Consider the following 19,869-nt stretch of genomic DNA (forward strand, 5'->3'; position numbering starts at 1 on the left):
CGCGCAGTTCGAAGCGCTTTCCGAGATTCTCATCTGCGGACCTGCAGATTACGAGGCCCTTCACGATGCACGTTGGGGATCACAACTTTAGAGTGCGCGCCGGCGGCTCCGTTTCCAACGCATTCAATCACGACAATCCACGCGATGTTCAGAATGATCTCGATAGCTCCAGTTACGGCTCTTTCTATAACGACGCGTGGAGAGAATATCGCGGCAAATTCACCTTCGAGTTTTGAGTATGAGACTTCACCCAATTGTTCTTTCCACGTTGATGTGCGCAGCTGGATCCATGCAGCCCCTGTGCGGCCAGCAGATCAAGACTGCCGACGAAGTAGTCGCCACAATGCTGGCTCGGGATGGGGTTCGCGAGTCAGCAAGCGGCGGGTACATTGGCAACCGGGAATACATCCTGGAAAACCATACATTCCAAAAGCGGGCACAGATGCTTGCCCGAGTGAAATGCGATCCGGAAGGGATCAAGCATTTTGAAGTGTTGTCAGAGGATGGATGGAAATCAGCCAACAAGCGTGTCCTTCGAGAGATGCTCGCGGCGGAATCGGATAGTTCGCATCCGGACACTCGTACCAAGTCCCGCATCACTTCAGACAACTACACATTTCGATCGATCGAAGCGGGTTTCCTTAGCGGACGAACCGCTTACGTCATCGAAGTAACACCCAAACGACAAGACAAGTCCCTCTTTCGTGGCCGGATCTGGGTGGATGCGGAAGACTATGCCCTTGCTCGTGTTGAAAGGGAGCCGGCAAAAAATCCGTCGTTCTGGACGCGCCAGGTGCGTTTCGTCCAGCAATACCGGAAAGATGGGGATTACTGGTTCCCAGCAATGACGACGAGCGTAACTGATGCACGCATGTTCGGTGCGACTGATGTAAACATACGCTATTTCGATTACAAGCCGGTCTCGGGCGCATCGAATGGCCCCCAAATCTCTCATCAATGGAGGCAAAAAATGACAGACACTAAGCTCGCTCTGATTCTCGCGGCGGGAAATGGAACCCGCATCGCAGCTCGGGCCGGAGAGTTGCCAAAGCCACTCGTAAGCATGAATGGAAAGCCGCTGCTCGAGCATGTGATAACTGGTGCCCGGCAGGCCGGAATCGAGAGATTCGTGGTCGTGATTGGTTACCGCGGACATGCAATCAAGCAGTGGTATGAAAGCCATCCCATCGAGGGGGTCGAGGTGACCTGGATTGCCAATCCTAACTACAAGAAGGACAACGGCATTTCAGTTCTGTGCGCCAAGAGAGTCATTCACGAGAACTTTCTGCTGCTCATGGCGGATCATCTCTTTGAGCCGGAAACGGCGAGGTCGCTCCTTCGGCAACCTCTGGGCAGCGAAGAGGTGATCCTGGGTATCGATACAAATATCTGCCGGGTGTTCGATCTCGACGATGCAACCAAGGTCAGACTGGAGGAGGATCGAATTCAAGAGATCGGCAAATCGCTTCGGAACTATAACGCCCTGGACACCGGAATGTTTCATTGCAGTCCGACCCTTTTTGGCTGGCTTGAATTGGCTGCGACGAACGGCAACTGCTCTTTATCGGATGGACTGCGGCTGATGGCGCAGAACGGGACCTTCAAAGGGTTCGATATCGGTGAGGCGCAATGGCAGGATGTCGACACGCCGGCAGCGCTTGATTACGCGCAGCACATCGTCTCCCCGCTTATTCGGAATTCCTCTGGGATCGCAGGGGCCACTTATGTCTGATCGCTCGCGTGCAAAGACGGCTCTGCTTCGCGTCGCGCCTATCTTGGGAGTGGGCTTGCTGGCCTACCTCTTGTCCACTGTGAAGCTAAGCGCTCTGACGGTAAATGCCAAGACAATCGGCTGGGGAATGCTACTCGTTATCGCGCTAGGAGGGCTCTCGCACGTTATTAAGACTTGGGCTTGGCGACTCACTCTAGCGGCTGAAGCGCGCAGAGTCTCGTTTGCGCGAATGCTTGGGTTGCGTCTGATCTCCGAGGCGATCGGCCAATTCGGCTTTCTCGGAATGCTTGGAGGAGAGGCCGCCCGCATATCATTATTGGGTCCAGGAATCTCCGTCGCTGGTGCCATAAGCTCGGTGGCACTGGATCGCACTCTCTTCATCCTTGCGGGTGCGCTAGTCACGATCACCGGGGTCGTCGGGCTTCTTCTGGCTGTGTCTGTATCCCATGCTGTCCATTATTACGCCGCAGCCCTCGTGGTTGGATTGGTGTTGTTGTTGGTTGCCGGCGCAATTGCAATGCAGAGAAGGTGGCCTGTGCTTTCCGGACCCGCCCGTGCAGCGGCTCGCATTCCGGGGTGCCGGAAATGGGTACACAGCAAGGAAGCAACTCTTAACGCAGTGGAGCAGCGGATTGCAGCGTTCTACCACGAAGCGCCGCGCGCGTTCTGGTGCAGCCTGATCCTCAACCTCTTCTGTCATTCCCTGGCAATTATCGAGGTCCTGCTGATCGTCAGGATGCTGGGTGCCCCCGCGACGCTGCTCGGCGCACTGATTCTCGAATCATTAACGAAGCTGATCAATGTCGCAGGATCAGTCAATCCCGGCAATGTGGGCACGTACGAGGGCGGAATCATGGTCATCGGTCGCCTTGTGCGGATGACGGCTACGCAGGGACTTTTACTCGCATTTTGCCGACGGCTTCGGGCGGTCTTCTGGGCGATCGTGGGTGGCATTTGTCTGTTCTGGTTTTCGAAGAAGCGGAGATCTGCCAGTCCTCAGAGCACGTCTAAAGTTGATGTAAACACGACCACGGCGCCGGGCAACGATTCGTGTCGGTCAGTTAACGAGTGCAAAGCCGCATTTATCCTCGCCCATGATTCTGCTCAATATGGACAGTTCGAACCCGTTTTGGGCGGAGTGGCGACTCTCCCGATTCTTTTACGCGCGATCCTTGGTGTTCAGAGCAAAGACACCATCCGAACCATTGTGGTGTTGAACTCGGACTCCGGTCCAGAGATTGGCAGGCAACTTCTCGCTAGTGGACGCTTGCCGGTAGGCACTGAATGGCTCGAGGTTGCTGCGGGCACCACGCTGTCAGAGATTCTGTGCCTTGCCGATGTGAGAGTCGACAGAGTCGAGCTCGTCAGAGGGAACGTCAGTTATCGCCCCATTCTTTTCAGAAAGCTGCACGAGTGGAATGGAGAAGCGGGAGCCATAGAGTTTGTCAGCTCGGCCAAGCCAATCGGGCTTATGGCTCTCGGCCGCGAGATGGCCGAGAGGCTCGCTCGAGAGCGCGAAAGGAAGATCGTCAACGAAATGGATCTCCACAATTGGATTGCTGAGCATATGGAAGTCGCGGCGGCATCAGGCTCTGATCCTTGTATAGAGGTGGATGAAGGATCATGGCAGGCAATTACCAACCCGCAGGATCTCCAAGCTGCGGAGTGCAAGTTGGATCTATGGCTTGTAAAGCCGACCGACGGGATATTCGCTCGAATGAATCGCCGCGTGTCGATTCCGATCAGCAGGCAGCTGATCAAGTTCCCAATCACTCCAAACATGGTTAGCCTATTCACACTTGCTCTGAGCATCGTGGCCGCCGGGTTCTTCGCCTTGGGAGGTTACTGGAACTGTCTTGCCGGTGCGGTACTGGGAGTGTGGGGGAGCATTCTGGACGGGTGCGATGGAGAGGTTGCCCGGCTGAAGCTGCAAGCATCTGATTTCGGCTGCTGGTTGGATACGATTTGCGACTACACCTACTACGTCGTCACATTCGCCGGGATCGTCGTCGGAGTTGCGCGCAATTCGGGCGACCCCAGAATCATCGGATTGAGTATCGCGATCTTCGCGGGAGCCTTGTTAACCTTCATCTCGGCTTCGATCGGACGAAAACGGCTATCGGGCAATCGGCCTGAGCAGTATCTTCAGGTGTGGCAGAAGCATGCAGAGAGCCAGTCGGCGGGTCTACTGCTGAGAATGGGTCGGCAAACAGAATTCATTGTGCGGCGATGCTTCCTGCCATATTTTCTGCTGGTCGTGGCAGCGCTGAACCGGATGGACGCGCTGGTTTACATGACCGCATTCGGCGCGAATGTGGCCTGGATTGTTTCACTGAGTTCACTTATCGCCTTTTCTGAAAGAGGCAAGTTCGCCGGGGAAGGGCTCGGATCCTCTGCAGCGGACCGAAAGCCTGTGATCGTGAAGGCGTGAACTGCCGTTGGCTGATGTAAGTGACAAGGGAAGGATGAATTGGAGATAGGTTCATTTTCAAAGGAGCCGCTTCCGCATGAATGGCCTGGAACGATCCGGCTGGTTAGCTGGAACGTGAATCGTGGGCTTCACTTAACTGAGATTATCGAGTTTCTGGCGGCAGCGTCGGCAGACCTAATCCTGTTGCAGGAGACAGATGTGCATGCGCGTCGAACGCGCTATATCAACGTGCCGCGAGAGATCGCTAGGGCCCTCAAGATGAACTACGTTTTCGGACGCGAGTTTGAGGAGTTGGGACAAGGAAAGCGCGGCTGCCCCGCCTTTCATGGGCAGACGACGTTATCTCGATTCCCGCTCTCGAATCCTCGTATTCTCCGGTTTCGGCGGCAATCGAGGTTTTGGCAGCCGCGATGGTTCATTCCTCGATTGCAGACTTTCCAGAGACGGCTGGGGGCAAGAATGGCACTCATTTGCGAGATTTCTATTCAGGGCCGGACCATGGATGTCTACAACGCACACCTAGAGAGCCGGGGCAACGACGAACTGCGGTATAGCCAACTTTCTGAGACTCTCAGCGAAGCGGAGAGTAATTCCGGAAAGGCGCATCTGATTGTCGCAGGCGACTTGAACTTCAACATTTCACGTGGTCCGGCAGCTTCTCTCATTGCTGACATGCAACTTGACAGCCCGTTTGATCGATTGGCGGGAAAGAAGACTGTACGGGATCGCGGGAATGCAGTGTGCACCGCGATCGATTGGATCTTGACGGACAAGACACTCCGCTCGTCTGACCCTGAAATTCACGATTCGATCTGTACCTCCGATCATTACCCGCTCAGTTTGGAGATTTGCAGGGAAGGAGGTCATTGTTGAGCTTGAACGAGCCTTACTGCGAGGAGGTCCAGGGATCGAGTGAGCAAGAGCTAGTCATGGCGGCCCAAGCCGGGGAGTCCGGGGCCATAGATGAGCTCCTCGCACGACACAGAAGGGCGATGTTTCGTGCCGCCCGCCGGTTTACAGAGAACCAGGAAGATGCCGAAGACCTGGTACAGGACGCGATGCTGCGCGCCATCGTGAATATCAGGCGATTTCGGAAGGAGTCTCGCATAGGTACCTGGCTCATCGCTATCGTCAATAACGCGGCGCTCTCGCTGAAGCGAAGGACAAAACTGGCGCGGTGGCTCTCGGTCGACGACCGTAACGGACAAAAAAGAGTGGAGGGTTGGGATTTTCCCGATACTGCCCGCAATCCTGAGCAGGAAGTCATTCGACTCGAACTACTACAGGTTCTAAGGAAGGGAATATCCCGGCAACGCGAGATACACCAGCTTGTAATGCAGGCATGTGTCTTTGACGAGCAACCGACCCGGGAAGCTGCACGACTACTCGGATTAACGCCCGGGGCAACCAAATCGCACCTGTACCGTGCGCGACGGAGCCTGGCTGATTCACTCGACAAAAGGGAATTGGTGCGAAGGGGCGCTCGCAGACGAGAACCGGACATTCAGTCACACGCTTCGAAATAGCTATCCGCTAGATTCGCATCTATTCGCTAGACGCAATCAGCCGAAGCGCTCGCCACAACAACTTGGAGCAGAGTTGCGAGAGCGCCCCGGCCTTTGGCCGCACATGCCACGAAGGACCGAGCGACTACTGATTCGCCCCCTGCGGCGTTTCGAAGACGAGGGTGACTTTGCTCAGATCGATTTCCTGAAGAGTACGAACGCCGTTCTCCGTAGAGTAGGTGACGGCAGCCTGGCCATGCCCAGTAACTACGAGCTTTGCGTCAAGAACGACGGGCGCTCCCCCGTCTCTGGTCAATGTGACTTTTACAGTCGGACCCTCGCCTTCGTATGAAAGCTTGTATTCACCCGCCCTGATCTGCGTCAAGCCGACGGTAACATTCTCCGTGATAGTTACTGTCGACTTTTTAGCGGCAAGTAACGGGGTGGTCAAAGTAGCAAACGCCAAGAATGATGCAAGTAACCTTTTCATATGCTCTCCTGTTTTGAAGATGCGGACGTTGTCCGCGGTTGAAGGTGGATAATTGATAGCGAGTTCCTTGCTCGAAGCTCACCGAATCTGCCCTCATAGCTGGTGAACTTTCATCGAAGAACCCCTAATCCGAATCCCGGCATGGACGGAGTGAGTTCATAAGGGGTTCTCAAGAAGTCAGGCACCAGCGCGTCTGGGATCGCGTAGTTAGTTAGCGCTCGAGTCAACATCTTTGTGTCCGATCGGTCCATGCCATCTCGGTTGCACGTGGCTGTCCAAACAGGAAGGCAAGCTATCCACTTTAAGGCGAAGGAGATGGAGATGCCCGCACGGACACAAGGTCTAGATATGCGCCGCAATCCCGTCATCTGCCGCCATTGTGGCTGCCCGCCCGCCGACGGCAAAGGAGGAGCGAGAATGGCTTAGGTTTCTGGTCCGCGGCTACTTTCGGCGGTGTGCAGTGGAGCAGACGCTGAGCACTGGGCAGGTCGCCTCTGAGACGATTTCATGGGCATGAGAAAGAGAGGGGCCACCGTACAGAGAGCGATGCCGGTCTAGTCCCAACACAATCAGATCTTCTCTATTCTGTCTCGCGAATTCGAGAACAGCACGCGAAGGCTCTCCAGGAATCAGGTGGTAGTGGATCAACCCTTCCGGCTTTGCGGTATCTTCTATGGCGCGGCCAAACTCCTCCATCATGCGCTGGCAATCAGAGTTCTCTGACGAGCAGACATGCAAAACGTCGATTTCGGCATTCCATGTTCTTGCTGCAGCTAGAACGTAGGGGATAGCGGCTCTAGACTCTGTGGAGAGATCGGTAGCGAAGAGCACCCGCTTGAGAAGAAGCGGTCTGCCTGCGCTGCGGGACAAGGGACCCACGGTAAGAATTGGACAGGTGACATGATGGCTGATCTCCTGTGCAATGGAGCCAAAAAGGAGCTTGGAGACGCCGCTCCGCCCGTGAGTTCCAAGCACCAGCAAATCGATGCAATGATCCTGAGTGAAATCTCCAAAGACATCTGGGATTTCGCCGTTCATATTCCAGCACCGAAGCCCGATGCCATCGAGCTCATGAACCGCCCGAAGGCGAGCTAGTTGGTCATCGGAATCGCGCTGTGCAAGCGCGCCAAGGTCGACCATCATATTCGGGACCAGCGCGAATTCGGAACGCCGGACTGCATGCAGAAAATGAACGACAGCTCCGAACTGGCGGGCGACGAGCAGGGCGTGCCGCGTTGCGCGATCAGACCAGGACGAGAAATCAGTGGCAATCGCGATGTTGCGCACGACGACATCAGGCGATGGATGAACTATCAAATTCGGCATTCCTTTCCGGCCAGGTATCGCCCTCAAAACAGACTCTGTCGGCAGAGCTCTCCAGGCCTCTGGTGTTCAGTTCACTTGCAGATTGGCAATGTGCAAGGAATCCGATCGTCGACAGCGGAATCCGGTTCTTCTCCCCGTTATCGGGTTCCCGCTGCTGGAGGAGTGGTCGAGGAGTCAGCTTTTGCTGCGATTCGATATGACTGATAGTCGATGCACATCGTTGCGGTTCCACCGACGCGGACCTTGGTCTCGCTTTGATTCTGCTCGGGCAGCCAGAAACCATTCGTGATCCTGTTTGTATGGTGGATTAGCGTACGTGAAATCCAGAAAGAGGGGTTCTTGGCGGGTTGAACCTCCATCTTTGCCACCGCGAACTCAGTAGCATCGACCCATATTTGTCCCTTATAGAGGAATTTGCTTGGTGAGATGGGCTCAACGGTGAGTACGTATGCCGGACGGTCGTCCACCCGATCCATTCCAATAAGCAGAAACTTGTAGTTCACGGAGTTGAGCGCGGTCGAAGACTTGTCCAAGGATGCTTCTCTTTCGCTGTCGACGGCCCGTTTTAGGACCTTGTCGCAAAGCATGCGCGAGCCCTTTTGTGAGATGATGCGGAAACTCTTTCCCGAAGAGGCGTCATAAGTCATCTCCACATCCATATTTGCAGTTATCGTCCGCGTAAATCCTCGATAAGTAACCGAATAATGACGCTGTCCCTCATAGCTTTGCAGCGATGTCGCCTGACGCTGATCATGCCGTTGCATCTGTTCAATGATTTGTGCAGTCGTCGGGGCAGGCATCGACGTCTCGACCGTACCCAACCCTTGAGAAGAAGCGGTACGGGCGAACACCATGATCGCCAAAGCTGCCCAAATGAGAATTGGAGTTCGGCTCATCCAAACTCGATCGTTCAGGTGCGCCACACCGATCCTAGACGATTTACCGCGATTTCGAATCATAGTCATATTCCAGTTTCCGATCGTTGAACGGCGCGCAAGACGGGGTTGATTAAACGCGTTCCGCGTACTTCCTGAGGGCTGTCGTACTGGGGATCTTGAGCGTGCAACCTCGGATCTCCACTAATCCGCGTTCTTTGAAGACCGTCAGCGCACGCGTGACAGTTTCACGCGTTGCGCCAATAAACTCCGCGATCTGAGCATGGGTCAGAGCCATGCAAAACTGTGTTTGGTCCCCAGTTTTCTTGCCTCGCTCTCCCCACACTAATAATTGCGACGCCAATCTTTCACGAACGCAAGACGACAGTCCCACGATATGCAGCGTTGCACATGCGCACCTGAGAATTGTCATGAGCTCGACAGTCGCAAGGCGATTTACCTCTGGATACCGCTGCGCAAAACGGAGAAAGTCGCCACGTGTGATCAAGGCGATCCTGGACGGATAGAGGGTATCTGCCGACCACTCGGAGAGGCTTCCAAATAATGCGGAGTGCATTCCAAGTACGGCGCCGCGCTTTGCAATTCGTAAGGTTAGGTTCCTCCCACCGATGTTTTGCAGCGACAGTCTCACGTCTCCGTCAAGGACGAGGAATACTTGAAATAGGGGCTCCTGTTCCATGAACAAAATGCCACCGGCAGGATAGTCCACAATGGACATGATCGATTCGAGATTCCGTAATGCCTCTACCGGCAGCGTCCCCAGGGAAGTATCTTTTGCCCACGACAGGAATTCGCGGTTGCTCGATACAAGATGCGGAGTGGGTACGCTCCATCCGCTGTTGAATGTCACTTGCGCCGCATTGCTTGCCATTGCTTAGATCTTCCTTTCTTGCGCCATGATTGTAGGCGACGTCACTTTCTCCTGCTCTGTATTGCTATGCTCGTCATATTGTCAGCGTGAATCTTTGATCACCTGGTGTTTCTGCGCGAATGAGAAGTGAACCTGGGCAAGATGAATTCCTGCGCGATACCGGTGAACATACGCTCGGCTGTACCGATCGCGAATGTGCCAAATACCAGGCCCACACCACGATTCGACTGTGGATAGTAGGTATTCGCCAACGCGCTGGATGCCAGGTCCCCACCGAGGCTCGAATAGTTGGGTTGTAGACGGCCGTTATCTCCTCTGCAGATGAATGGGCTGAGCATCGCATGTCTCAACCGTGAGCTCGTGCTGCCCGTACCCTGGTAGAAATACCGTGGGTCCTGATGCAGCAGGGAGGGTAGAATGGCGCCCCCTATCAGAATGCCGCTCGCGCCCTGCGCCGCTTCTGTTCCGAAGCGCTGGCCGTAGCCTTTGGCCCCCTGCTGGAAATCAGGCCGATTGGCAGCCTGATTGATCCCAGCCATCGCGGCCACGCCAGCGATCGTGACGGGATCGACGGAGACTCTCAACGCGAGCTTGAATTTCAGTTTGGTCGTGAGCGGTACAGCATTCCTTGCGTCATACACGGCATAGAAGTTTGGGACGATCCCAAGGACCCGCTGCTGCAATTGCAATCGAACCTGTTCGGCCGCTACCTGATCATTCGAAGCGTAGACGGTTACGGAAGAGTCCTCTCCTTCGATTTTGATTCGAACATCGGTAAGAAAATCGTACTGTCCAGGAGCAAGGGTGATGGGCGACGATCTCCAATCTACAAAGCCCTTGGCCCTAACGATGATGCGATAGAGAGCACCCGGCGCGAGGTTGTCGAAGGTAAATGCTGCGGTATCGTTCGCGACAACTTCGCGATGATCCTCGGATTGCGGGCCGTCGAGTATCACGGTGGCGCCAGGGACCAAATCTCCGTTCATGTCGGTGACGGTACCACTGATGTTCGCGGGATCTGGAATCGAGGCAATCCTCCTTGAACCCTCCGCCGTGGTGCTGGTGTCACTGCTTACCATCGGCCCTCCAGAGTTGAGCGAGTGCGATCTGGGCGCATCTGACAGGGAGGGGGAGGACACCAACTGCTGCGCGTCAAGCCCGGAGGATGAAGCAATCACGGCTGCAACAATGGCGGCGGCCGCAAGGACTGAACAATGTAGGGAAAATTTCATCTGGCCGCCTTGTGCATCAAAGAATTGCTTGAGTGCTGATGGATTTTCTTCAGGGCGTTCGCGCTTAACAATGCAAACAGAAGGACGACAGTGACCATGGAAACGGCCAATGGGATGTCAGGCCGCTCCAAACCCAGCACGTTGCAGGCTGCCAGAAACTTGAAAATATGCGCGATCATAATCACCGTATCGAGACAGAGAACGGACATTGTGCTCAGGACCACGGCTGGCCCCCAACTGTCTGAGGCGCTGTATTTGCGCAAAGAGAATACGGCGAAGGCGGATGCGTAAACAGCGAGCATTGTAAACAACTGAGTCAGGCTGGTGTGACCGATGGACACAAGCAGTCCGACCGAGGCGCCAACGAGACTGAATCGCAGGAAATGCTTGACCCACATCGCAAAGGGGCGGCCCATGACCATCCTCGTGCAAACGGCTGCACCTGCGCCGAGCGCATTGAGACCCAGGAAGACGTGAATAAGTTTGAGTAAGTTGAGCATAACTATCTCCTCTACGGCCTTTTAACCGCTTGGTGTAAGGTACTGATCATGCAACTACCGATGATGTTCCGAGTTCTGCTGCATTCTCACGTGTGTCGATGCGCTCTCGGAATAGGCGCGATATTGCGTTCGAACATGCGGGCTCAATCAGCGACCAGTGACAATCGACTAGTAACGCGCAGTCGTGGGTTGAGAAGCCCAAATACGCATGCAGGATGAGTGCAGCGCGTTCGAATAGGTTCAGACTCTCGTTGATCTTGATGGCAGTGAGAGATCCGATGGCTTGTGTATCCCATGCCCCCGAGTTGGGAAGTCGCTTACAGATGGCATCACGAATATAGTTCGCGGCGAGTCGCTTGATCTCCGCGCTATTTCTCTCTACTGCGTCGCGAACCACGCATCGCCGGATCCAAAGGTCACGCCAATTCGGAGCCACGTATGCTGAGCTGTCGGCACGCAACATTGCGGCTGCGACGCAACTCTCCGCGATCAGGGCGTCACCGACAATGGCCTCTGCGAGCCAGAGCAGTTGCTTCATCTCGACCTGTCTGAGTGGCGTCTGACAGATTGACACAGACGAAGTGGGGTGCATCGTTACAGTAGAATTGGTCTCCATAAATTCCTTCCCTCTAGAGAATCACCGAGCATTTAGAGCAATGGATCATGTGGGTCGGAGAGAACTCCGTGTGATGTGATGAGCCGACAACCCCCACGCGACTGACTTCGCTCTTGCGCAAGATCGCGTCTGCGGAATGCGAGACGTTGATCATCACAACGCATTTGATTGGATGGTTGAGATCAGGTCTCTTCATTGCATTGGTCCTTGCCTCAGGAAGATGTTTCAACTCGTCTTGATGAGTTGCACGCATGTGGCCATCCGCGCAAAGAACGTAAGTCGTTCAACTTCATAAGGGAGTTGCTCGCCACAAACAGCTCGAACAAGATAATGTCGAACGCCATGGCGGCACCTGCCGCAATAGCGGCAAGGTCGTGATGAGAGTCGCACCGCAGCGAAGAGAGGAGCTGTGTCAACAACACTTCAATAGAATTGGCGATTAACAAACAGATCGATCACTTCAGTCTGCAATCGACGCGATTAACCGCATTCCAATGTTTCAGCGGATTCTCTCTGCATGGCCTTGATGAGATTGAAGAGCCCATCTCGTACGGTTCGCTCCCATGATGTATGAGGATTCAGGACCCGCAACGAGAGCTACCATTGCGGCAATCTCGTCAACGCGCCCATAGCGGTCGAGCGCTGTAGCGGACTTCTTCGATATCGCCCAAGACGGGATTCAAATTCGTGTCGATCGGATCCGGCCACACGTTGTTGACCGCGAAGCTCCGGCTCCCGGACTCTCTGGACAGCCCCGAGTGAATATCTTCACAGCCCCTTCTTTGCCGAGTAGGGCACGAGACCAGCGTTTGGACACGCTCACCTACGGCTGAACCGATGTTGAATAATCAGGCCACTGTCGTTCATGTGCTTCGGTGCCGCATTCTGCCGTGATTACGTCAGCTGCCGAGATGGCGTCATGCACGCTGCGATATTTGTTGCCGATGTTGCTGAGACACAAGGAGTTCATCTGGCAGCTGAATTGCAGTCATGTAGGACTGACGAACTCATTGACAAGCGGGAACTAAATTCTCTGACGCGCATTTTCGAAAACTGCAAGGCTCGCAATGACCACTGAGCAAAAGTAATACCGATAGAAAGGATTCTCTACAATGAACCAGCCTATTGAACCTCGAGAGCCATATCCGACGGCAGACCAATTCTGGCGGGCGTACCTGAACCACGAGCGCCCGGCAGATCTCGCTGCCCGCGAGAAACAGACTGCGCCAAAGTGAGGACATTCCGGAATGACATTCCTTCCAGCAGGCAAAGAAATGAAAAGCTCAGCGCCCATTTGGCGGTCACACTTACTTGACTCAAGCGCGAACAGTGGTGCGATCGTCGAATACTCTCAGGCGTCTGATGACGAATTGCTCGCGGCGGCGAGAAGCTCCGACGGGCGCGCATTCGCGGAACTGTGCCGCAGACATGCAGCTTCAATACAAAAGAGAATCTTCCGGATGCTCAGAAATCGCGAGGATGCCGAGGATGTGCTTCAGGACTCAATTTACAACGCCTTTGTGCACCTTAAGTGCTTTCGAGGCACATGTAGATTTTCGGTTTGGTTGACCCGAATCGCGATCAATTCCGCCTTGATGTTGATGCGCAAGAGAAGATCGCGCTCCGAGATTTCTTATGACCAGCGAGCCGATCAAGGCCAGGAATCGCTGACATGGGAATTCCCGGATCTCTCACCCAATCCGGAACAAATATGTGTAAAGCGACAGGCAATTGAACGCATGTCGGTTGCCGTTAATCGGCTTTCGCCGCGTTACCGCGACCTGGTTCAGCAATTCCACGGTACAGAACAACCACTTCAAGAAACCGCCGAGAAATTGGGAATCAAGCTGGGCACTGCCAAATCACGTTTGCTGCGTGCACGACTGAAAATTCGGTCGAAATTGGAAAGACAGAGGATTTCGTTCGCCGACGCGTGTCACTGAGCCCGCGAGTTTGAACTGTCAACCTGGAGCCAAAAGGAGTCGCAACGATGAAGGGTCGACTGTTTCTTAACGGTGCTCGCGTTAGTTGGAGTTGGGGTTCGGGAATCAAGTATTGTCCGCCAACCCTAAACATCGATCCGTTTAGCCCTACATGGATTCCCAGCTAAGCCCGTCAAGGGAGCTTGCCATGAACGACAAGAGTGACAGCTCTTATTCTCAGAGACTTGCTCCTGGTGACAGCGAATCGCCGACGTGGAGTTCGGAAGATGACCTTTCACGTAACCGGGCGTATGACTCTCGAGGCGAACAGCAATCGTCACTGCGCTTCGCCGCTCTCCAAAGTTATGGGCTTGCGTTTCTTTCCGTTGCCATCGCAGTCGGTTCGGCGTTGCTCCTGGAGTCCCCGCATTTCCGGGACGCGGCGGTTCCTTTGCTGCTGTTTGCAGTCGCCATAACTTCCTGGTACAGCCGGACCGGGCCTGGGGTCGTGGCGGTCGTCCTATCGACAATCAGCTTCTACTGGTATGTCGTGGAGCCGGTCCGCACTCCCTACATCTATCCGTCTCAGATCATATATTTCGTTGAATTTGTTGCGTTCGCCTCGCTCATATCATGGTTCGCCACAATTCGGCGCCACGCCGAGGGGGTCCTGCAGGAGCAAGCGAATCTCCTCAATCTTACGCATGATTCTATTTTCGTCATAGATATGAACGGAGAGATCAAGTACTGGAACCGCGGCGCTGAAGAGCGGTACGGCTGGACCGCGGACCAGGTGCAGGGCAAAAATGTGGACGACCTGCTCAAGACGGTGCTTCCCGCGCCGGTAGAAAAGATCAAAGCGGAAGTGGCTCGAACGGGTCAATGGAAAGGAGAGATCCTGCACACGAGGAAGGACGGAAGCAAAGTCGTGGTGGCAAGCCGCTGGTCTTTGCAGCGCGACAAGCACGGTGCACCGCTCGCAATCATGGAGACCAACAACGACATCACCGAGCGTAAGCAGGCCGAAGAGGCTCTCCGCCGGAGCGAAGGTTACCTAGCCGAAGCGGAAAGGCTGACCCGTACCGGCAGTTGGGTCGACGATGGCACCGTGCGGCCCGTGTACTGGTCTGAGGAACACTACCGGATCTTTGGACTCGACCCGCGGCAGGGCTTACCCACGCGCGACCAACCCCTGGAGCGAATCCATCCAGACGACCGGGACAAAGTGCTCCAGGCTTTCGAGAGGGTCATCCATCAGAAAACAGATTCCGAAGCCGAATACAGAATCGTACTTCCGGATGGAACACTTAAATACGCTCATAGCATAGGACATCCCGTACTGAATGCGAATGGGGATCTAGTTGAAATCGTGGGTACGACGGTCGACATCACCGAACGCAAGCGCACGGAGCAGGCTCTGCGCCGTAGTGAAGCCTACCTGACCGAAGCACAGAGGCTGACCCACACCGGCAGTTGGGCCGGCGCCGGCTCTCTCCAGGCGCTGTACTGGTCTGAGGAACACTACCGGATCTTTGGACTCGACCCGCAGCAGGGCTTGCCTACGCGGGTACAGCCGCTGGAGCGAGTACACCCGGAAGACCTCGATAAGCTCCTCCAGGCCTTCTCTCGGATTATCGATCAGAGAGTCGATTCCGAAGTGGAATACAGAATCGTCTTGCCGGATGGCGCAGTCAAATGGATCCACGCCATAGGACATCCAGTTTTGAGTACCAATGAGGAACTCGTTGAAGTGATCGGCACGACGGTCGATATCACGGGACGCAAACGCGCTGAGGAAGAGCGCGCGCGTTTACACCGGCTAGAAAACGATCTCGCGCACATCAACCGAGTGAGCATCATGGGAGAACTGACCGCCTCGATCGCGCATGAAGTCAACCAGCCGCTTTCTGGCGTGGTGAGCAACGGCAGCGCTTGCCTTCGTTGGCTGGCCGGAGAGACGCCGAACATCGGCGAGGCCCGGGAGACCGCCCGCCGCATCGTCCGCGATGGGAAACGAGCCGCTGAAATCATTGGCCGCATTCGAGCGCTGACCAAGAGGACTGCGACGCCTAGAGAAAAGCTCGACCTCAATGAAGCCATTCTGGAAATTCTCCCGCTGGTAGGCGATGAAGCGAAGAAAAAGAGCGTGATCATCCGAACGTGTTTTGGAAATCATGTTTTTCCTGTTCTCGGCGATCGCGTGCAGTTGCAGCAGGTGGTGCTTAATCTGGTTATGAACGGCATCGAAGCGATGAACACCGTAACTGAGCGGGCTCGAGAGCTTGTGATCACCATCCGGAACACTGATCCGGACCAGGTGGAGGTCACGGTCGAAGACTCTGGAACAGGTCTCGATCCGGACGCGAGCGGCAGGATCTTTGAGGCGTTTTTCACCACCAAGCCTGCCGGTATGGGTATGGGCCTGTCGATCTGTCGTTCTATTCTTCAGGCTCACAACGGGCGGCTGTGGGCTACGGCCAACCATGGCGTAGGCACAACGCTCCACTTCACCCTTCCGAAGGAACAGGAAGAGGCAAATGCAGAACCCGCGCGAGTCTAGACCAGTGATTGCGATAGTGGACGATGACCCTTCGGTTCGCGAGGGTCTGCACAGTCTTGTCCGGTCCGCAGGGTGGAGAGCCGAGACCTTTACCTCCGCGCAGGAATTTCTGGCCCGCACCCGGCCCGAGGCGACAAGTTGCTTGATCCTGGACTTGCAACTCCCCGGCCTGAGCGGCCTCGACCTGCAGAAACGAATGGCCGTGGTCGACCTGGAGATCCCCATCGTCTTCCTGACGGGCCATGGCGACATCCCAGCTTCGGTGCAGGCAATGAAAGCCGGCGCCATTGAGTTTCTGACTAAGCCGGTTGATGAACAGGACCTGCTGCGGGCAATTCAAGAGGCTATTGACCGCGACCGTCGTGCCCGGGACCAGCATGCCGAAATGCATGATCTGCAGAGTCGGCATGACTCGCTAACGGCGCGTGAGCGGGAAGTGATGCAGCAGGTGATCTCCGGCCTGCTGAACAAGCAAGTAGCGGCAGAGCTGAACATAACCGAATTCACAGTCAAGATTCACCGCGGGCAGGTGATGCGCAAGATGCGCGCCGACTCGTTGGCGGAGCTGGTGCGGATGGCGGAGCGCCTTGGAGTCCGCTCGCATAAGCGGTAAGCCCGAACACAGAATCGCAATTGCAAATGCTGTCTGAGTCACGAAGAGAGTTTGTTGCCGACGAGCGGAAACGCGTCAATCTAGTGCCAAGGTGTAATAGATATTTTCTGTGTCGGCTGTAATATCCATTTAGTTGGAAACATCAATGGCACCTCTTGCAGCAGTGGTTGACGATGATATCTCAGTGCGTGAATCGCTCGAAAGCCTGTTCAGGTCCGCAGGCCTGGAGGTGAGTGTGTTCGCCTCAGCGGAGGAGTTCTTGAACGTGGCCCATCCCCGTAAGGCGGACTGTCTCATTTTGGACGTTCGCCTGCCGGGTATGAGCGGCATCGACCTCCACCGTCAACTGGTGGCTCGCAGTTGTAAAGTGCCGGCTATTTTCATCACGGCACATGGATACGACGACCTCACCAGATCGCAAACCTGCTCTGACTGGACGGTAGCATGTTTAACCAAGCCATTCAGTGAGGACGAGTTGTTCGACGCCGTCCAGGCAGCACTAAAGTGGCCACCGAAACAGCTAATGCAAAATGGCGAAACCAACGAGGACCTATGAGTGACACAGGAACTTTAGTTTACGTAGTGGATGACGATGCGTCCGCCCGAGAAGGAGTCGCTGGCTTGCTTCGCTCCGCCGGACTGAGGGCGAAGACCTTCGCGTCAGGAGAGGAATTCCTTGCCGCACCGCCGCCCAAAACGCAGAGCTGCCTAGTGCTCGACGTGAATCTCCCAGGAGTGAGTGGGTTCGATGTCCAACAGCAGCTGGCGAAAGCCGCTGTCCACGTGCCGATCATCTTCCTCACCGGCCAGGGCGACATCCCCATGACAGTCCGCGCGGTCAAAGCGGGCGCCGTAAATTTTCTGACCAAGCCATTCGACGATGAAGAGCTTTTGAACGCAATCCAGCAGAGTGCCACGTACTATGAAGATGCACGTCTGCACCTCGAATCGGAGATACCGTCCGAGTACAACTTCGAAGACATGGTCGGCAAAAGCAACGCGCTGCGCAAAGTTCTGGAACAGGTCGCCATCGTTGCGCCGACCGATTCGACGGTTCTTCTGCACGGCGAGACCGGCACCGGCAAGGAACTCGTCGCACGCGCGCTGCATGGCTTCAGCCCTCGAAGGGATCGCAACCTGGTGCGGCTGAATTGCGCTGCCATTCCTGCCGGGTTGGTCGAGAGTGAACTTTTCGGACACGAGAAAGGAGCGTTTACCGGCGCGTTGATCCAAAAGCGCGGACGCTTCGAACTCGCCGATCGAGGCACGCTGTTTCTCGATGAGATTGGCGATATCAGCCTGGAATTGCAGCCAAAGCTCCTTCGCGCATTGCAGGAACACGAGTTTGAACGCCTTGGCAGCACGAAGACCACTCGCGTAGACGTACGCCTGATCGCCGCCACCCATCGCGATCTTGGGTCGATGATCCGCGAAGGCAAGTTCCGTGAAGACCTCTTCTATCGCCTGAACGTTTTCCCGATCGAAGTTCCGCCGCTACGCGAGCGCCGCGAAGACATACCGTTGCTCGTCCACTACTTCGTTGCACGCTTCGCGCGCCTGATGGAGAAGAGAATCGGGTCAATTCCGGCGCGCTCCATGGATGCGCTGACGAACGCGTCTTGGCCAGGAAACATCAGAGAACTTGAGAACTTTATCGAACGCTGCGTCATCCTTACACGAGGCGATCAGCTTCTAGTGCCGTTGGATGAACTGGTGCGATCGGCGCCCGTGTTCAACGTGCATGCCTCGACATTCCACGAAGCGGAGAGGCTGGCGATCATCAATGCACTACAGGCCTGCCGCGGACGAATCGCGGGTCGTGGTGGCGCGGCAGAACGTCTCGGCCTGAAGCGCACCACATTGCAAAGAAAAATGAGCCGGCTCAACATCTCGCGCTCCGATTACGACCGCGAAAAGGCTGACGTGCGGAATTAGCGGGCCGGGCGAAGAAAGCGCACCATCCAGGGATTTATCCGAGATGCCGCTATGGCACACCCAGAAAAGCGCTGGATGAACGCTCAGCGACATCCTGATTGGTATGATCGGACCCGATCTTGTGGTTTCTCATCCCCATGACAACTAAATCAGCCCGGTATTCTTTCGCGTATTTAAGGATCGTTGTACTTCATTGCCGCTGACCAACTCGACATTCGCAAATATCCCGGCTCTCCCCATTTGGTGCCTCGCCTGGTTCTGAAGCGCATCACTCTTCAGCGGCTGTGCCTGCCGCCAGATGTCGGCGAATACCGAAGACATCGCGAACGAGAAGTAGGCCCGGATTGGCTTGAGAACGATGATCACTTTCAAGTCCGGCTGATCTCTTGTGCCAGTTCAATTGCCGGTTGGAGTACTCTGACACACTTCTTCGAGTCATCGACTCCGCCAATATCCGACCCAGCATATTCAGCGTCCTCATCCAAGCAGCAGAACATAGTTCCTAGGATGGGCCACCCTGCTCAAATTCGTCCGCGCGCTTGATGAACATGTCGGGTCTCGTGGTCGGCGTTGGTCACGCAATTCATTCCGCCGTCAATGCATTGCCGCCTGATCCATTGGGCTCCTCCGCGAGGAAAGGCGCGAATCGATGATAGCTGCAATTTGCTTCCACACGCGGGCGTCGTTCTCGATCTCATGATGAGGCTTGTTAAATGTGCGCGCGAACCAAGGGTAGTTTCGACAATCGACGTGCTGACCTTCATAAGTCATGTGAAGATTCCCGATGATCTGTGTCCGTGTCGGATCTTCGGCGACCACCTCCGATCGTCCGTGCAGTAGCCCTTCCCCTTCTGATTGGAAAAAATTGACTGCCGCTTCAACATTCGAAGGTATGAGGGTCGGCTGTCGGCCGGGTTTGGGCACGATATCAATTTGAATTGTGAGCAGCACGGGAATTTTAAGCCGTTCCAGTTCCTTGGCGAACGCTACAGCTTCCGATGCTCCCCAGCTATGCCCATACACGATGATCTTTGCTTGCCTCGTTTCGGCAGCCGTCAGGGTACCATTCTGATCCGTATCAATTAGCCGCAGAACCTCGGCCACTGCTCTCCGCCGCTGGTGATTCGGGAAAACTGAGACTTGAGCCGCCGGCGAGTAAAGCTCTCGAAGGTAGGCGCCAAACCATACCTCGGGGTGTTTCGTGTCATTCTTCGCGAACCCTCCAAGGAATCCAATAACG

At 55.3% G+C, this 19,869-nt stretch carries 19 protein-coding genes; 10 read left to right on the forward strand and 9 right to left on the reverse strand.

The genetic code is table 11. The features are described from left to right. The 5 genes from WA354_RS07635 to WA354_RS07655 form a co-directional block, all read left to right on the forward strand. Positions 1–236: hypothetical protein (locus WA354_RS07635; protein ID WP_472812404.1), on the forward strand; the 236-nt coding region annotated here is incomplete at its 5' end. Between the two features lie 2 nt (positions 237–238). Continuing rightward, a complete protein-coding gene (locus WA354_RS07640; RefSeq protein WP_472812405.1) occupies positions 239–1,732 on the forward strand; it encodes an NTP transferase domain-containing protein in 1,494 nt (497 codons plus the stop codon). After that, a complete protein-coding gene (locus tag WA354_RS07645) occupies positions 1,725–4,163 on the forward strand; it encodes a lysylphosphatidylglycerol synthase domain-containing protein (protein WP_472812406.1) in 2,439 nt (812 codons plus the stop codon). Before WA354_RS07640 ends, WA354_RS07645 begins: the two co-directional genes overlap by 8 nt. Before the next feature lie 114 nt (positions 4,164–4,277). Next, complete coding sequence (locus WA354_RS07650; protein ID WP_472812440.1) at positions 4,278–5,036, forward strand: endonuclease/exonuclease/phosphatase family protein; 759 nt, start codon at positions 4,278–4,280, stop codon at positions 5,034–5,036. Between the two features lie 56 nt (positions 5,037–5,092). Beyond that, a complete protein-coding gene (locus WA354_RS07655) occupies positions 5,093–5,689 on the forward strand; it encodes an RNA polymerase sigma factor (protein ID WP_472812441.1) in 597 nt (198 codons plus the stop codon). Positions 5,690–5,813: 124 nt separating this feature from the next. On the opposite strand, the gene WA354_RS07660 is transcribed toward WA354_RS07655, so the two are convergent. The 7 genes from WA354_RS07660 to WA354_RS07690 form a co-directional block, all read right to left on the reverse strand. Further along, entirely contained in the window at positions 5,814–6,158 is a 345-nt protein-coding gene (locus tag WA354_RS07660) for a hypothetical protein (protein WP_472812407.1), read from the reverse strand. Positions 6,159–6,599: 441 nt separating this feature from the next. Further along, the gene (locus tag WA354_RS07665) at positions 6,600–7,484 is read right to left on the reverse strand and encodes a universal stress protein (protein WP_472812408.1); all 885 of its coding nucleotides are present in this window, start codon (positions 7,482–7,484) and stop codon (positions 6,600–6,602) included. Positions 7,485–7,621: 137 nt separating this feature from the next. Then, positions 7,622–8,443, reverse strand: coding sequence for a LolA family protein (locus WA354_RS07670; protein WP_472812409.1), 822 nt, complete (start codon positions 8,441–8,443; stop codon positions 7,622–7,624). A gap of 49 nt (positions 8,444–8,492) precedes the next feature. Further along, positions 8,493–9,251 carry a Crp/Fnr family transcriptional regulator gene (locus WA354_RS07675; protein ID WP_472812410.1) on the reverse strand — a complete coding sequence of 253 codons (759 nt, stop codon included), beginning with the start codon at positions 9,249–9,251 and terminating at the stop codon, positions 8,493–8,495. Between the two features lie 98 nt (positions 9,252–9,349). Further along, a complete protein-coding gene (locus tag WA354_RS07680; RefSeq protein WP_472812411.1) occupies positions 9,350–10,330 on the reverse strand; it encodes a carboxypeptidase-like regulatory domain-containing protein in 981 nt (326 codons plus the stop codon). Between the two features lie 149 nt (positions 10,331–10,479). Beyond that, complete coding sequence (locus WA354_RS07685) at positions 10,480–10,983, reverse strand: hypothetical protein (protein WP_472812412.1); 504 nt, start codon at positions 10,981–10,983, stop codon at positions 10,480–10,482. 46 nt (positions 10,984–11,029) lie between these two features. Then, positions 11,030–11,599: a hypothetical protein gene (locus WA354_RS07690; protein WP_472812413.1), complete on the reverse strand. Its 570-nt coding sequence runs from the start codon at positions 11,597–11,599 to the stop codon at positions 11,030–11,032. Between the two features lie 1,247 nt (positions 11,600–12,846). Between WA354_RS07690 and WA354_RS07695 the strand changes: the two genes are divergently transcribed. The 5 genes from WA354_RS07695 to WA354_RS07715 all read left to right on the forward strand — a co-directional run bounded on the left by WA354_RS07695 (position 12,847) and on the right by WA354_RS07715 (position 18,629). Further along, on the forward strand, positions 12,847–13,542 hold the full coding sequence (locus WA354_RS07695) for an RNA polymerase sigma factor (RefSeq protein WP_472812414.1): 696 nt from the start codon (positions 12,847–12,849) through the stop codon (positions 13,540–13,542). 187 nt (positions 13,543–13,729) lie between these two features. Then, positions 13,730–16,081: a PAS domain-containing protein gene (locus WA354_RS07700; RefSeq protein WP_472812415.1), complete on the forward strand. Its 2,352-nt coding sequence runs from the start codon at positions 13,730–13,732 to the stop codon at positions 16,079–16,081. Next, positions 16,059–16,694, forward strand: a complete 636-nt coding sequence (locus tag WA354_RS07705) for a response regulator transcription factor (protein WP_472812416.1) — start codon at positions 16,059–16,061, stop codon at positions 16,692–16,694. The genes WA354_RS07700 and WA354_RS07705 overlap by 23 nt, the downstream gene beginning before the upstream one ends. 145 nt (positions 16,695–16,839) lie before the next feature. Beyond that, positions 16,840–17,250 carry a response regulator gene (locus WA354_RS07710; RefSeq protein WP_472812417.1) on the forward strand — a complete coding sequence of 137 codons (411 nt, stop codon included), beginning with the start codon at positions 16,840–16,842 and terminating at the stop codon, positions 17,248–17,250. Further along, positions 17,247–18,629, forward strand: a complete 1,383-nt coding sequence (locus WA354_RS07715; RefSeq protein ID WP_472812418.1) for a sigma-54-dependent transcriptional regulator — start codon at positions 17,247–17,249, stop codon at positions 18,627–18,629. Before WA354_RS07710 ends, WA354_RS07715 begins: the two co-directional genes overlap by 4 nt. A 144-nt stretch (positions 18,630–18,773) precedes the next feature. On the opposite strand, the gene WA354_RS07720 is transcribed toward WA354_RS07715, so the two are convergent. Continuing rightward, complete coding sequence (locus WA354_RS07720; RefSeq protein ID WP_472812419.1) at positions 18,774–19,001, reverse strand: hypothetical protein; 228 nt, start codon at positions 18,999–19,001, stop codon at positions 18,774–18,776. Between the two features lie 222 nt (positions 19,002–19,223). Further along, positions 19,224–19,733, reverse strand: a complete 510-nt coding sequence (locus tag WA354_RS07725; protein ID WP_472812420.1) for a hypothetical protein — start codon at positions 19,731–19,733, stop codon at positions 19,224–19,226. Between the last annotated feature and the right edge of the window lie 136 nt (positions 19,734–19,869).

It is taken from the genome of Occallatibacter sp. (genome assembly GCF_049802275.1).
GTDB lineage: Bacteria > Acidobacteriota > Terriglobia > Terriglobales > Acidobacteriaceae > Telmatobacter.